This is a genomic window from Streptomyces albus subsp. albus (assembly GCF_000725885.1).
Taxonomy (GTDB): domain Bacteria; phylum Actinomycetota; class Actinomycetes; order Streptomycetales; family Streptomycetaceae; genus Streptomyces; species Streptomyces albus.
This window is the reverse complement of sequence record NZ_JODR01000010.1, coordinates 165682-180894: the sequence shown is the minus strand read 5'-3', so window position 1 is coordinate 180894 and position 15213 is coordinate 165682. Positions and strand designations below refer to the sequence as shown.

The window sequence follows — 15213 nt, the reverse complement described above, 5'->3', positions numbered from 1 at the left end:
CCGGCTACCGGCCGGGCCACCGGTCGGCAGCCCGGCCACCAACCACCGGCCACCGGTCCGGCCGCGTGCCGTGCCGGGTGGGTGCGGCGGGGACGGTGCGGCCCGGGGGCCGCAACCGGCTGTCAGTGGCGGGCCTTAAGGTCGTTGACCATGCGTCTGCTGCACACCTCGGACTGGCATCTGGGCCGGAGCTTCCATCGCGTGAGCCTCCTGGACGCCCAGCGCGCCTTCCTCGACCATCTGGTCGCCACCGTCGAGGAACGCGCGGTGGACGCCGTGCTCGTCGCCGGTGACATCTACGACCGGGCGGTGCCCTCCCTGGCCGCCGTCGAGATGTTCGACCACGCGCTGCACCGCCTCGCGGAACGCGCCGTGCCCACCGTCATGATCTCCGGCAACCACGACTCGCCCCGCCGGCTGGGCGTCGGCGCCGCACTCATGGACCGCGCCGGTGTCCATCTGCGCACCGACCCGGGCGCGTGCGGCACGCCCGTGCTGCTGCCGGACGAGAGGGGCGGTGAGGTCGCCGTCTACGGCATCCCCTACCTGGAGCCCGCACTCGTGCGGCAGACCCTCGGCGCCACCGGCGGCAGCCACACCGCCGTCCTCGGCGCCGCCATGGACCGCGTCCGTGCCGACCTCGCCGCCAGACCCGCCGGCACCCGCGCCGTCGTGCTGGCACACGCCTTCGTCACCGGCGCCGCGGCCTCCGACAGCGAACGGGACATCACCGTGGGCGGTGTCGCCTCCGTGCCCGTCTCCGTCTTCGACGGCGTCCACTACGCCGCCCTCGGGCACCTGCACAACTGCCAGACCATCACCGAGCGGGTGCGCTACTCGGGCACCCCGCTCGCCTACTCCTTCTCCGAGGCCGGGCACCCCAAGTCGATGTGGCTGGTCGACCTCGCGCCCGACGGCGGCGTCACCGCCGAACGGCTGCACTGTCCCGTCCCCCGGCCCCTCGCCCGGCTGAGCGGCACCCTCGACGAACTGCTCACCGACCCCGCCCACGAGGAGCACACCGATTCCTGGGTGGAGGCGACCCTCACCGACCCGGCCCGCCCGCACGACCCCATGGCCCGGCTGGAGAAGCGCTTCCCGCACATCGTCAGCCTCGTCTTCGCGCCGGAACGGGAGGAGACCGACGACCGGCGTTCCTACGCCGTTCGGCTGCGCAACCGCACCGACCGGCAGATCGCGGAGGACTTCGTCGGCCACGTCCGCCCCGGACGGGCCGCGGCCCCCGAGGAACGCGACATGCTCGGCCGGGCACTCGACGCCGTACGCGTCGCCGAGACCGAACCGCACACGCCCGTGGCAGCGCCCCGTACGCCGGCATCCGCCCGGACCGCCGATGCGCCGGCCGCCGGACCCGCCGGGCAGGAGGCGGTCCGATGAGACTGCACACCCTCACCCTCACCGCCTTCGGCCCCTTCGGCGGCACCCACACCGTCGACTTCGACGCCCTCTCCTCCGGCGGGCTCTTCCTGCTGCACGGCCCCACCGGAGCGGGCAAGACCTCCGTGCTGGACGCCGTCTGCTTCGCCCTCTACGGCAGTGTGCCCGGCGCCCGCCAGCAGCCCGGCGGCACGCTGCGCAGCGACCACGCGGCACCCGGCACCCTCACCCAGGTCGTCCTCGAACTCACCGTCGCCGGGCGGCGACTGGAGATCACCCGCTCGCCCGAGCAGATGCGTCCCAAGGCACGCGGCACCGGGCTCACCCGCGAGCGGGCCCGCTGCGAGCTGCGCGCCTGGGATCCGGCGACCGGGCAGTGGCAGGGCCTCAGCCGTTCCCACCAGGAGATCGGTGAGGAGATCGGCCAGGCACTCGGCATGAGCAAGGACCAGTTCTGCCAGGTCGTCCTCCTCCCGCAGGGCGACTTCGCGCGGTTCCTGCGCGCCGGGGCCGAGGACCGGGCCAAACTCCTCGGCCGGCTCTTCGACACCGGCCGGTTCGCGGCCGTGGAGGAAGAGCTGGCACGCATGCGCAAGAGCGCCCAGCAGCAGGTCGTGACGGCCGACGAGGAACTGCTGGCCCTCGCCCACCGGATGCGGCAGGCGGTCGGCGACGACCCGGCGGAACTGGGGGAGGGGCCGGCCGACACCCCCGAAGGGGACCCGGCGCCGGGGCCCGGTGCCGGGACGCTCCCCGGCCAGCGTCCAGGGGCGGCGGCCGACGGCAAGCGCGCCACCCGCGGGAGCGCCCGCGCCACCGCGGCCGGACGCCCGCGGGACACCGACGGGGCGGCGCGCCCCCGCCTCGCCCCCGGCGACCCCGGCCTCGCCGACGCCGTACTGGCCTGGGCTGCGCAGGCCCGCGGCTACGCGCACGAACGGTCCGCCTCCGCGGCGCTGGCCGCCGAGACGGCGCGCGAACAGCACATCGACGCCGTCCGGAAGCTGGAGGAGGCCCGGGAACTCGCCCGTGCCCAGGAGCGGCACGCGCGCGCCCGGGCCCGCGCCGACGCGCTCGAAGCCGAGCAGGCCGCACACGACGCCCTGCGCCGGCGGCTGGAGCGGGCGCAGGCCGCCGAAGCCGTCGCACCGGCCCTGCGACTGCACCGGTCCGCCCGCGAGGAGCACGCCCGTGCCCAGGCAGCGGAGGAGCAGGCCCGCGCCGCCCTGCCCGATCACCTCCGTACGGCCGGCCACGCGCAACTGGCCGCCGCGGAGGGCGACATGCGGCAGGAGCTCGGCGCTCTGCGCGCCGCCCGCGAGGAGGAGCCCCGGCTCGCGGGGATCGAGTCCGAGCTGCGCCGCCTCGACGCGGACTCCCACGCCGACGAGGAACTGCTGCACGAGACGCAGGAGTGGCTGGCCGGCTGGGAGGAGCAGCACCACGCGCTGGAACGGCGCGTGGCCGAGACGCAGGACGCGGCCATGCGCGCCGAGCGCCTCGCCGGGCTGCTGCACCCCGCGCGTGCCCGCCTCCAGGCCGCCCGCCGCCGCGACCGGCTGGCCGCGGAGATCGACAGCGCGACAGCCCAGCTCCAGCACGCCCGTGAGGAGGCGACGGAGGCGAAGGAGCACTGGCTGTCCCTGCGCGAGAGGCGGCTGCGCGGCATCGCCGCAGAACTCGCGGCCGACCTGGCGGACGGGAAACCCTGCGCCGTCTGCGGCTCCGAGCAGCACCCCGCGCCGGCCAGGGAGGAGGCCGATCACGTCGACCGTGCCGCCGAGGAAGCCGCTGCCGCCGCCGCCCAGGAAGCCGGAGAGCGCAGGCAGGCGGCGGAGGAGCGGCTCGCCGCCCTCCGCGCCGGCCACGCCGAGGCAGCAGTCGAAGCCGCCGCAGGGGAGGCGGGAGACGGCGCGCGATCCGGCGAAGACCGGGCGCGATCCGGCGAAGGGGAGGCCGCGGGCCAGGCGGACGCCGGAGGCAGCAGCACCGAGGCGCTCGCCGCTGCCGTCCAGCGGCTGGAGGACGAGCACGCCCGTGCCCACGCCCAGGCGGGTGCCGCCCATGCGGCGCACGAGGCCCTGGCCGCGGCCGAACGCGAGTACGAAGAGCGCCGTACCGTCCGTCAGGAAGCCGAGCGGCGCGCCGCCGCCCGCGCCTCCACCCGTGAAGCCCTCCACCGCGAACTGACGTCCCTCACCGAACGGCTCGACCGCGCCAGGGGCGACGCGCCCAGCGTCGCCGCCCGCTGCACCCGGCTGGAGCGCCGCATCACGCTGCTGTCGCAGGCCGCCGAGGCGGCGCAGACGGCACAGGGCGCGGCCGTACGGCTCGCGGAAGCCGAAACGCACCTGGCCGAGGCCGCCCAGCGCGCGGGTTTCGCCTCGCCCGACGACGCCGCGGCGGCCGTCGTGCCCGAGGCCGAACAGCGCCAGCTGCGCGGGCGGCTGGAACGGCGGCAGGCCGAGGAGGCCGCCGTACGGGAAGAACTGGCCGATCCCGCGCTGGCCGCCGCGGCGCGGCTGCCGGAGGCCGAACCGGAGGCCGCGCGGGCGGCGGCCGAGGCCGCCGAGCAGCGCCTGCGCACGGCCGAGACGCAGCAGCACGCGGCACGGCAGCGGGTGGCGGCGCTCACCGAGCTGGGCGAGCGGGCCCGCGAGCGCGCGCTGCGCCTCGCGCCGCTGCGCGAGGAGTACGACCGGGTGGCCCGGCTGGCGGCCCTGACCGCGGGCACCTCCGCGGAGAACGAACGCCGTATGCGGCTGGAGTCGTATGTGCTGGCGGCCCGTCTCGAACAGGTCGCCGCAGCCGCCTCCGCCCGGCTCGCCCGGATGTCCTCGGGCCGCTACACGCTGGTGCACTCCGACGAACGGGCCTCCGGGCGCGGCAGATCCGGGCTGGGGCTGCACGTCGTGGACGCCTGGACGGGCGCCGAACGGGACACCGCCACCCTCTCGGGCGGTGAGACCTTCTTCGCCTCCCTCGCCCTCGCGCTCGGCCTGGCCGATGTGGTGACGGAGGAGGCCGGCGGCACCCGGCTGGAGACCCTGTTCATCGACGAGGGCTTCGGCAGCCTGGACGAGCAGACGCTGGACGAGGTGCTGGACGTGCTCGACTCCCTCCGGGAGCGGGACCGCTGCGTCGGCATCGTCAGCCACGTCGCCGATCTGCGGCAGCGCGTCCCCACCCAGTTGGAGATCGTCAAGTCCCGCGCCGGCTCCGCGCTCCGCCACCACACGGCGCCCGCCGCGGCCTGAGCCGGTCGGGCCCTCCCGCCCCGGGGAACGAGGCACCCACCCCCTCGTTCCCCGGGAGAGTGGCCCTCAGAGGGCGGAGAGTTCGGCCACCAGGTCGTCGAGGCCGAGGGAGCCGAGGGAGAGCGCGGCCATGTGCCACGCTTTCGCGTCGAACGCCGCGCCGTGGGCCCGCCGGGCCGCCGCCCGGCCCTCCAGCCAGGCACGCTCGCCCAGCTTGTAGCCGATGGCCTGGCCCGGCATGCCCAGGTACCGCACCAGTTCGCTCTCCACGAAGTCCGCGGGCCGGCCGCTGTGCATCCCGAAGAACTCCTGCGCCAGCTCGGGGGTCCACCGCTCACCGGGGTGGAACGGGGAATCGGCGGGGATCTCCAGCTCCAGATGCATGCCGATGTCCACGATGACCCGGGTCGCCCGCATCATCTGGGCGTCCAGATAGCCCAGCCGCCGCTCGGCCGTCGTCAGGTAGCCCAGCTCGTCCATCAGCCGCTCCGCGTACAGCGCCCAGCCCTCGGCGTTGGCGCTGACCATGCCGACCGTCGTCTGGTAGCGGGAGAGCTTGTCCGCGACGTACGTCCACTGGGCCAGCTGGAGATGGTGGCCCGGCACACCCTCGTGGTACCACGTGGTGACCAGGTCGTAGACCGGGAAGCGGGTCTCGCCCATGGTGGGCAGCCAGGTGCGGCCCGGGCGGGAGAAGTCCAGCGACGGCTGGGTGTAGTAGGGCGCCGCCGCGCTGCCGGGCGGTGCGATCCGCGACTCCACGCGGCGCACCTGCTCGGACAGTTCGAAGTGGGTGCCGTCCAGCTCGGAGATCGCCTGGTCCATCAGCCCCTGGAGCCACACCCGCACCTCTTCGACGCCCTCGACGGCCTCGCCGTGGGTGTCGAGGTGGCGCAGCGCCTCCCAGGGCGTCTTCGCGCCGGGCAGAATCTTCTCCGCCTCGGTGCGCATCTCGGCCAGCAGCCGGTGGTACTCCTCCCAGCCGTAGTGGTAGGCCTCGTCCAGGTCGAGGTCGGCGCCGTTCCAGTAGCGTGCCCAGCGCGCGTACCGCTCGCGGCCCACCGTCTCTGGGGCGCCGGTGACACCGGGCGCGTACACGTCGCGCAGCCAGTCGCGCAGCTCGCCCAGGGCGCGGGTGGCCTCCGCCGCGGCGCCCTCCAGTTCGGTGCGGAGCGCCTCGGGCCCCTCGGCGGCGAACTGCGCGAACCAGCCGCGCCGGTCGGCGCCCTCGCTCTCGCCGAGCCACTCGGCGAGCTGCCCCAGAACCGTGGACACCTGGCGGGGGCCCGCGTACAGCTTCCGGGACAGCCCCTCGGCCAGTGACGCCCGGTAGCCGTCGAGCGCCACCGGCATGGCCCGCATCCGCGCGGCGACCTTCTCCCAGTCCTCCTCCGTCTCGGACGGCATGACCGTGAAGATGCTCCGCACCGAGTGCAGCGGGGAGCTGAGGTTGCTGACGGCACGCAGCCCCTCGCCCGCTTCGTGGACGGCCAGCTCCGCGGTCAGCCGCTCGCGGAGCAGCCGTGCGCAGCGCCGCTCCTCGTCCCGCTCCCCGCCGGGCCGTGCCTCGGCCGCGGCCAGCTCCTCCAGAGTGGTGCGGCACAGGGTGGCCAGCGCCTCCTGCCCGCCCGGGGAGAAGTCGGGCAGCTTCCCGTGGCTCTCCGGCACGCCGAGGTATGTGCCGGTGATCGGGTCGAGGTCGACGAGGGCGTCGACATAGGTGTCGGCCACCTGGCGGGGCAGGGGACCGTTGGACGCTGAGGTGTTCGCATCGGACATGGGCCCCATCCTCGTACGCGGGGCCCCTCGTCGTCAGCCGGGCGGCAACGCCCGCAGCGAACAGGCCGCGGACACGCCGGGCGGCCCGGGCCGTGTGCGGGCCGGGGCGTGCGCGGGTCAGTGGGGTGCCACGGCGGCCGGCGTCAGGGTGGCGGTCACCACCAGGGTGCCCTCCTCCACCTGGTAGTCGAGGGGCAGGCCCAGGCCGCGCATGGTCGCGACCATTCCGGTGTTGGACGCCTGCGTGACCGCGTAGACGCTCTCGCTGCCGGCCTCCCGCGCCATACCGGTCAGCCGCCGCAGCAGCTCGGAGCCGATGCCGCGCCGCTGCCAGGCGTCCTCGACCAGCAGGGCCGCCTCCGTCTCGTCGCCGTCCCACAGCAGATGGCCGAGGGCGACCAGTTCGCCGGCGGCCGACTCCACGGCGAGAGTGCGGCCGAAGCGGGGGGAGAGCAGGTGCCGCAGATAGCCGTCGGCGTCCTTGACGGGGCCGTGGTAGCGGCTGCCGAGGGTCCGCTGCGAGCAGCGGGAGTGCATGGCGAGCGCCGCCTCCAGGTCCTCCTCGCCGGCGCGGCGGATCGTCACCGGCTGTCCGGCGGGCAGCAGCAGCGCGTCCCGGTCCCGGGGAGCGCGCCGGCCCAGCCGGGCGTCCAGTTCGACCAGCGCCTGGGCGCGCGCGTACTCGGTGGGGGTGAAGGGCACATGGTGCCGTTCCACGACGATCTCTCCTCCGGCGGGGTCGGGCAGACGCAGCGACGTACCCTCCAGTGTGCCTGCCTGTGGAGTGTCCCCGGGCACCGAGCGGATGGTGCAGCGCCCCAGCAACCGGCGCAGCGCGAGGGGGAGTTCCGCGCTGTCGACGGCGGTGCGGGCCGCCAGCCCGAGGACCCGGGTGGGGGTGTCCACCAGATCGTGTGCGTCTGCGCGTTCGGCCCAGGTGGCGCTGCCGCCCGCGGCGGTGAGCATCCGCCGCAGCTCGTCCGGTGCCAGGGACGCCGGGGTGCGCAGCAGGAACTCGTCGACGGTGCGGTCGCCCAGGGGGTGGGTCTGGAGCGCGAGGATGTCCACCTGGCCGGCCGCCAGCGCCGCGCACACCCGGGCGAGGGAACCCGGTTCCTCCCGCACGGTGGTACGCACCCGCCACAGGGCTGTCGCGGCGGCCGGGCCGGGCTGCCCGGTGGGGCGGCCGGCGTCCGGGTCCGGTCCGGCGGGCGGCAGCGGCGCGCCGGGCGTGCCGTGGGGGCGGCAGGCCTGCCACCTCGTCCGGGCGGCCAGCACCGCCCGGCGCAGGGGGCGGGGCACCACGGTCGAGGGGCGGGTCGTCTTCGCGGCAGCGTCGTCAGCCATACCGCCACCCTCGCGGACCGGCGTTGCCTGGCCACGAACGTCGCGTGACAGGTGCGTAAAAGGAGCACCTGGAGGTCAAACATCCGGTTTCGGTCATGTTGCGGGGCGCGGCTGCGCTCCCCGGACGGACTCAGCCGCGCGCCAGCCGGCGCAGCACCTGTCCGCACCGGTGCGCGTACAGCCGCTGGAAGACCGGCACCAGGGGACCGGCGGCCCGGGCCCACCACGCCGCGGGCCTGCTGTACGCCCACACCGTCAGCCGGACCCGCCCGTCGTGCGCGTGCTCCACCAAGAACGCCTCCTCGCCGTGCTCGGGATGTCCCGCGAGGGTGCCGTACGCCCACCCGGCGCGGCGCTCCTCCTCGACCGTCCACACCACCCGGCACGGTCCCTCCACCCGCAGCCGGCCCACACCGAGCCCGACCGTCACCCGCACCCCGGGGGCGGCCCGCGCGGCGTCGGACGTCATCCGTACGCCCATGGCACGGTGCATCCGCCACTCCAGCAGCGCCCGGGACGCCGCCGCGAACACGCCGGGCCCCGACCCCAGCTCGGTGCACACCCGCAGCCCGCTGAACCCGGGCGGCGTCACCCGGTGGGCGGTCTGCCCGACGGGGGAGTAGGTGAAGGCGGGGCCGCGGGAGTGCTCGCTGGTCACGCCCGGCAGTATCCCCGCGACGGCCCGGCGCCGGGTACGCGGGGCCCCGGGCCCTGTCCCGGATCCGCCCGTTTGCGGTCCGCACCACCGGCGGCCGGGCCCCGTCTCTCCGCGGAGGCGACCCCTTCGTCGAAGCGGGGGTGATTCCCCGGCATCGAAGCGGGGGTGGTTCCCCGGCGGTCGAGGACGGTCGGGCCGCGGCCGGGCAGCACCGGGGCAGAGGAGAACCCATCCGGTGGTTCCGGCTTCGCCTGGCGGGCATGACGGCGCCCGGGAACGATGGAGCGGCGGGCAACCGCAGCCGACATCGAGCGGAACGTGGACACGACGAGGACCCCCTCCCTCCCGCCCGGGAGGGGACCCGTTCAGAGCGCGGACCCCGCTACTGGCCGACCCTTCCGGGCTGGAGCACCTGCGTGAAGAGCACCCTGCCGCTCTCCTCCCGCAGGCGTACCGTCAGCTCGCCGCTGGTGCCGTCGATGTCCACCTGGCCGAAGTACTGTCCCCCTTCCGTGGGAGGGGTGTTGGCCCGGGTGGGGGCCTTGACGAACTTCTGCTCCGGGCCGAAGGTGCCGTCCAGTTTCAGCGCGGCGAAACCGCCCGCGTTCAGCGGCCCGGAGACGAACTCCCAGAACGGCGCGAAGTCCTTGAAGGCCGCCCGGTCCGGGTCGTAGCGCTGCGCGCAGGTGTAGTGCACGTCCGCCGTCAGCCACAGCGTGCCGGTGATCCGGCGGTGCTTGATGTGCCGCAGCAGCTCGGCGATCTGGAGCTCCCGGCCCAGCGGCGCGCCGGGGTCGCCCTGTGCGACAGCCTCGAAATCCGTCTTCCCGTCCGTGACGACCAGCCCCAGCGGCATGTCCGCGGCGATGACCTTCCACACCGCGCGCGAGCGGCTCAACTCCCGCTTGAGCAACCCCAGTTGCCGTCGGCCGAGGATGCCCCGGGTGTCGTCCGGCTGCCGGCCCGGTGAGTTGGCGTTGCGGTAGGTGCGCATGTCCAGCACGAACAGGTCCAGCAGCGGACCGTGCCGCACCACCCGGTAGACCCGGCCCTCCTCGTCCTTCGGCGGCAGGGTGCTGATGGGGAAGTACTCGCTGAACGCCCGCAGGGAGCGCGCCGCGAGGGTGGAGACGTCCTTGACGGTGTACCGGTCGTCGTCCAGGATCTCGCCCGGATACCAGTTGTTGAGCACCTCGTGGTCGTCCCACTGCGCGATCCACGGCACCTGCGCGTTGAACCGGCGCAGCTTCTGGTCCAGCAGGTTGTAGCGGAAGTTGCCGCGGAACTCCGCCAGCGTCTCGGCGACCTTCGACTTCTCCTCCGTCGTCACGTTCCGCCACACACTGCCGTCCGGCAGCGTCACCCGCTCCTGGATGGGGGAGTCGGCATAGATGGCGTCGCCGCTGTTGAGGTAGAAATCCGGGTCCAGGCTCCGCATCCGGTCGAAGATCGGGTAGCCGCCCCGGTCCGGGTTGATGCCCCAGCCCTGTCCCGCCAGATCGCCCGACCACAGGAACCGTACGCCGTGCCGGCGTGCGGGTGCCGTACGGAACGTGCCCTCCACCGGGCGGCTCGACCGGCGGGGGTCGTCCGGATCGACCAGCGTCACCCGGTAGTGGATCTGTTCGCCCGGCGGCAGCCCGTGCAGGGCCGTACGCCCCGTGAAGTCCGTGTCCGGCCCCAGCAGGGGGCCGCGCCAGCGCCGCGCGTTGCGGAACGACTCGGTCGCGGCCGTCTCCACCACCATCCGCGCGGGCCGGTCCGACCGTACCCACACCAGCCCCGAGGAGGTCGTCACGTCTCCGGCCTGCACTCCCCAGTCGGCCGACGGGCGTCCCCGCCGTGCCTGGGCCGGGGACGTCGCCGCACCGAGCAGCGGCAGCGAGAGTGCCGCGCCGGCCGCGGCCGTTCCGCGCAGCACCGCGCGTCTGCCGGGGGTGTGGCCTGTCGTCGGTTCGCCTGGGGCCATGGGGTCTCCTCGAAGCGTGGGCGTCTCGGCGTCGCGGACACAGCTGTACCGGCTGCGGATGCCGGGTACACGAAGCCTCAGTGAACACCCGGTGCCACACCCGGCAGAAGAGGCCACGCACCGACTCGTACCGTCCGGCCGCTCCGATCGTCCTAAGATGCCGCTTCACGGGACAACTCCGCCCGCATACCACCCGATACGCCGATCCCGGCCCAGGAGGCCCGATGACGACCAGCCGTACCCCCGCACAGCTGCGCGAGGAGATCCGGGCGCGGGGGCGGGCACCGCACGGACCCGAGCGTGTCACCCGTGCGGAGGAACTGGTCGCCGAGGCCGACGCCCTCGCGGACGGAGGGACACGGGAGGGCCGCGCCGCACTCGCCGAAGCGCTGCTGCACCTGGCCGCCAGCCGTGCCTTCGGCTCCGCCGCCCGCTCCACACCGCAGGTCGTGGCCCGCGCCCTGCGGCTGCGCGAGACGCACCCCGACGCGTTCGAGGACGGCGCCGCCACAGCGCTCGTGTGGTCGCTGCGCTGGGCGGTGGAGGACCTGCTCGCCGACCCCGGCACCCCGCAGGCGGACATCGAGGAGTGGCTGGCCGCCATGGCGCGCCGGCACGCCGGTGCGGGCATGTCCCAACGCGCGGTGCACGCCCGGGAGTTCCTGGCCGCCGTCAGCTTCGGCGACCAGGCACGCGCGGATGAGTCCTACGGCGCCTGGCTGGCCGCCGAACGGGACGGCAGCGCCGACTGCCTGGGCTGTGAACTGGCCTGGCGCGGCCGGGCGCACGCGGCCCGCGCCGCACGGGCCGAGGCCGCCGAGCCGGGCTCGGGCGCGGCCGAGGACGAAGCGGCGCTGCGCATGTGGGAACCGGTGCTGCGCGGCGAGTACCCGTGCACCACCCAGCAGCCCTTCCTGCTGGCCGACGCGCTGCTGCCCCTGCTGCGGCTCGGCCGCGTCGAGGAGGCCCGCAGCCGGCACGTCGCCGGCTACCTCCTGGTACGCGACGCGCCCACCGGACGCCGCGCCGTCGCCCGGCACCTGGAGTTCTGCGCCCGCACCGGCAACGAGCCGCGCGGTCTGGAGATCCTGGCCGAGCAGGACGACGCCCGCTGGCGGCCGGACCAGGACCCGGGCGGCTACGGCGCCTGGTCGGCCGCCGTGGCCCTGCTGATGCGGCGGATCACGGCGCGCGGCCACGGCACGCTGGCCGTGCCCGGACCGCCGGGCTTCGGCTGGACGGCCGCCGCGCTCGCCCAGTACGCCGAGGCCCAGGCGCAGGACGTCGCCGAGCGGTTCGACCGGCGTGCCGACGGCACCCATCACCGCGCCGCCCTCCGCACGCGGCTCGCCGCCGAACCGTCCACCCCGTACCTTCCCCTGGGCGTCGGCGCCGCCGCCCTCCCTCCGGAACCGGACCGCCCCCGGGCGGCCGGTCCGACGACGGCCGGAACCGGAACCGGAACCGGAAGCGGGATGGCACCGCCCGCGGAGCCCGGCACGAAGGGCACGTACATCGGGGCCGCGCCCCGGCTCCGGACTGCTGACGGAGCGAGCGGCGCGCCCGCACCAGCGGAACGGCCCGAGACGACGGCCCCGGACGCAAACGACACCAGCGCCGGCGACCCGCCGGGCACCCGCGCCGGGGTGCCGCAGGGGGCTGGCGGCGAGGCTCGACCCGGCGACGGTGCCGGGGCCCGCCGGGACACCGAAGCCGGGACCGGGCGGGCCGCCCACGCGGAGGTCCCGCAGGACGCCGACGCCGGGACCCCGCAAGTCACCAGCGCCGGGGGCCCGCAAGGCACCAGCGCCGAGGCCCCGCCCGGCACCGAAGCCAGGGCAACGCAGCACACCGAAGCCCAGGCCCCGCCGCACGCCCGCGCCCAGGCCCCGCAAGACGCCCGCGTCCAAGCTCCGGGGCGCCCCCGTGCCCAGGCCCCGCGTGGTGCTCGTGTCGAGAGGGACCCGCGGGAGCTGTTCGCCGAGGCGCGGCGGCTCGGTGCGGACGGACATCCGCGGGCGGCGGCGCTGTGGGCAGCCGTGGAGGAGGCCGTCGAGCGCACCGGGCTGCGGCTCGGTCCCGCGCAGCGGGCCGAACTCCTCGACCAGCGGGCGATGGAGACCGCCCGTACCGACCCGGCGTCCGGCGCCGCGCGCTTCGCGGAGGCTGCCCGTCTGTACGCGAGCGCCGGCCTGCCCGGTGAAGCCCTCGCCTGCCGTGCGCGTGCCGTCTTCTCCGCCTCCTACGCGCCGGCGGGAGCCGCCGTACCGTCGGAGTCCATCGACGCGCTGTGCAGCGAGGCGCGGCGCCTGTACGTGGAGGGCAGTGCCGACACGCGGCAGACCACGGCCGTGCTGCTGACCCGCGCCCGGATGCGTGCCCGGGAGCTGTGCGCCCGCGCCGACTGCGACCGTGACGAGACGGGCACGCCCTTCGACGCGGCGAACGGGGCGCCGCACGTGCCGGGGCCGGACGCCGACGCCCTCGACGAGGAGCTCGCCGCGCTGATCGCGCTCGCCCAGCCGGACGGGCACCGGCCGGCGGTGCTCGCCCGGATCGCCGAGGCGACCGAGACGCGGGGGCGGCTCGCCGCCTGGCGGGGAGATCCGTCGCGCGCGGCCGACCTGCTGGGGGAGGCGGCCGGCCTCTTCCACGCGGCGGGCCGCCCCTGGGCCGCGAGCGCGCCCGAGATCGCGCTGGCGCGGCTGCTGATGGAGACCGGCGACCACAAGCGGGCCGACGAGGTGCTGCGCGGTGCGCTGGAGGACGACCGGGGGCGGCGGGCCGACCGGGCCCCGGCCGATGTGGCCCGGCTGCACCTGCTGCACGCCGATACGCACGCCGCCCAGGGGCTGCTGGCCGAGGAGGCCGAGTCGCTGCGGCACGCCGTGCACGTGCTGCGGAGCACGGACGGGGGCGAGGCCACCCGTGCCCGGCTCCGGCTGGGCGGCTGTCTGCTGGTGCTGGAGCAGCCCGACGAGGCGGCGGCGATCCTCGTCGCGGCTCTGGAGGAGCTGTTGGCCGCCGCCGACGAGCCCGGCATCGTGCAGGCGTGTGTCTGGCTCGGCCAGTGCTGCGGCCGTCCGGAACAGTTGCGGGAGGCGGCGCGGCTGCTGCACCGTGCCGCGGTGTGGCCGCAGCCGTGGCAGGACCGGCACGGGCACGCTGTCGTCACGCATCTGGCGGCGGACACGCACCGCGCCTGCGGGCAGTACGCGGCGGCGGGTGAACTGTACGCGCGGGCGGAGGAGTTGTGGCGGGCGCAGGGGGACCGGCACGCGGTCATCCGTACGCTGCACGCCCGCGCCTGGCTGGCCATGGAGGCGGGCGCCCCGGTGGAGGAGTCGCTGCGGTGCATGGACGCCGCCCAGCACGAGATCGCCACGGCCCTGCGCGACCCGGAGGGCGAACTGGACGACGAGCAGCGGCTGCGGCTGCGGCTGGAGACCGGTCACACCTACCGGCAGACCGCCGAGCTGCTGATCGAGCCGGTGCCGCTGCCCGGTCCGGGCGAGCAGGGCGAGGCGGTGCTTGCCTGCTACGCGCGGGGGATCGAGTACGCGGACCGCGCGGTGCGGGCGTTCCACGCCTGCGGCGAGGCCGGTCTGCACGAGGCGACGAGCGCGGAGCTGCGGGCCGCCGGGCTGGAGGCCGACCTGGGCCGCTACGACGAGGCGGTCACCCGGCTGACCCGGGTGCGGGCGGCCTATCCGGACGGTACGCCCGATCCGCACGGCACCGTCGCCGAGCGGATGAGCGAGGCGGGCGCGCTGGAGCTGCGCATCGAGCACGCGCTCAGCTGAGGACGGCCTCGGTGGCCTTCCGCTCCGCCGAGCGGGCCGTTTCCGTGACGACGCGGGCGACGGCGGCCGGATCGTCGTTCATCGGTACGTGTCCGCAGCCGCGCAGCCGTACCAGGCGTGCGCCGGGGATCGTGCGTCTGGCGCGGACGCCCTGCCGGCGCAGCAGCAGCCGGTCCCGGTCGCCCCAGGCGATCGTCACGGGTATGCCGGTGATGTCCTGGGTGAACCGGGTCTCGGGCCGGCGTCCTTGGGCCAGTACGGGGTCGAAGCCGGCGGCGCCGCGCAGTGCCCGGGTCTCCGCGACGACGGCGTCGGGCGAACGGCGCCCGGGCCGGGCGTAGATGGTGCCGGTGAGCGCCGTCCGGCCGGCCGCGCTGCGCGCGACGAGTCCGAGGAGCGGGTCGGGCAGCGCCCGTGCCCCGGCCCGCATGCCGCGCAGCACCGCGAAGGCGTACCGGCGTTCGGGCACGGTGTAGAAGCCGGCCGGGGCCAGTGCGGTCACCGACCGTGCGTGGCCGTGCAGGCCCAGCTCCAGGGCCAGGAGTCCGCCCAGTGAGTTGCCCGCCACGTGCGGGCGTGCCACGCCGAGCGCGGCGCAGGCCCGGGCGAGCAGCGGCACCATGGTCTCCGGCGCGTAGGAGACACCGTCCGGCAGCCCCCGGGAGGCGCCGAAGCCGGGCAGGTCGAGGGCGATCACGTCGTAGGAGCCGGCGAGCACGGTGAGCACCGGTTCCCATGCCTGCCAGTGGTGGCCGACGCCGTGCAGCAGCAGCATCGGCTCGCCGGCGCCGCGGCGTGCGTACGCCATCTCGACGCCGGGCCCGCCGGGCAGGGACACCCGGACGGTGGTGGCGGAGACACGGGCGGGCGTCTGCGGGGTGTAGAGGGCGGGCATGACTCCTTGCCTTCCTGCGAGGGGAACCGCTCCGGCTCGTTGACACGATGTCAGCAAGGCCCGTCGCCGGGGAACCCCTGTGCCGTCGCCGCCTGTTGGCCGGTGGC

Annotated in this window: 8 protein-coding genes; 3 read left to right on the top strand and 5 right to left on the bottom strand. The window is 75.7% G+C overall.

Translation table 11 applies throughout. From position 1 onward, the window contains the following. The first annotated feature begins 150 nt into the window (after nucleotides 1–150). Nucleotides 151–1398 carry an exonuclease SbcCD subunit D gene (locus IO40_RS0113450; RefSeq protein WP_016467483.1) on the top strand — a complete coding sequence of 416 codons (1248 nt, stop codon included), beginning with the start codon at nucleotides 151–153 and terminating at the stop codon, nucleotides 1396–1398. Beyond that, nucleotides 1395–4655: an AAA family ATPase gene (locus tag IO40_RS0113445; protein WP_016467482.1), complete on the top strand. Its 3261-nt coding sequence runs from the start codon at nucleotides 1395–1397 to the stop codon at nucleotides 4653–4655. Before IO40_RS0113450 ends, IO40_RS0113445 begins: the two co-directional genes overlap by 4 nt. A 66-nt stretch (nucleotides 4656–4721) precedes the next feature. On the opposite strand, the gene IO40_RS0113440 is transcribed toward IO40_RS0113445, so the two are convergent. The 4 genes from IO40_RS0113440 to IO40_RS0113425 form a co-directional block, all read right to left on the bottom strand. Beyond that, nucleotides 4722–6434 carry a DUF885 domain-containing protein gene (locus tag IO40_RS0113440; RefSeq protein WP_016467481.1) on the bottom strand — a complete coding sequence of 571 codons (1713 nt, stop codon included), beginning with the start codon at nucleotides 6432–6434 and terminating at the stop codon, nucleotides 4722–4724. A gap of 117 nt (nucleotides 6435–6551) precedes the next feature. Next, nucleotides 6552–7781, bottom strand: coding sequence for a GNAT family N-acetyltransferase (locus IO40_RS0113435; RefSeq protein WP_030408099.1), 1230 nt, complete (start codon nucleotides 7779–7781; stop codon nucleotides 6552–6554). A gap of 130 nt (nucleotides 7782–7911) precedes the next feature. After that, a complete protein-coding gene (locus IO40_RS0113430; protein ID WP_031175468.1) occupies nucleotides 7912–8439 on the bottom strand; it encodes a DUF1990 family protein in 528 nt (175 codons plus the stop codon). Nucleotides 8440–8821: 382 nt separating this feature from the next. Beyond that, entirely contained in the window at nucleotides 8822–10408 is a 1587-nt protein-coding gene (locus IO40_RS0113425) for an alkaline phosphatase D family protein (protein WP_031175467.1), read from the bottom strand. A 224-nt stretch (nucleotides 10409–10632) separates the two neighbouring features. Between IO40_RS0113425 and IO40_RS0113420 the strand changes: the two genes are divergently transcribed. Continuing rightward, nucleotides 10633–14211, top strand: coding sequence for a hypothetical protein (locus IO40_RS0113420; RefSeq protein ID WP_031175466.1), 3579 nt, complete (start codon nucleotides 10633–10635; stop codon nucleotides 14209–14211). Here IO40_RS0113420 and IO40_RS0113415 read toward each other — a convergent pair. After that, the gene (locus tag IO40_RS0113415; protein ID WP_016467476.1) at nucleotides 14204–15106 is read right to left on the bottom strand and encodes an alpha/beta fold hydrolase; all 903 of its coding nucleotides are present in this window, start codon (nucleotides 15104–15106) and stop codon (nucleotides 14204–14206) included. The two genes, IO40_RS0113420 and IO40_RS0113415, sit on opposite strands and share 8 nt — an antisense overlap. Nucleotides 15107–15213: the final 107 nt, after the last annotated feature.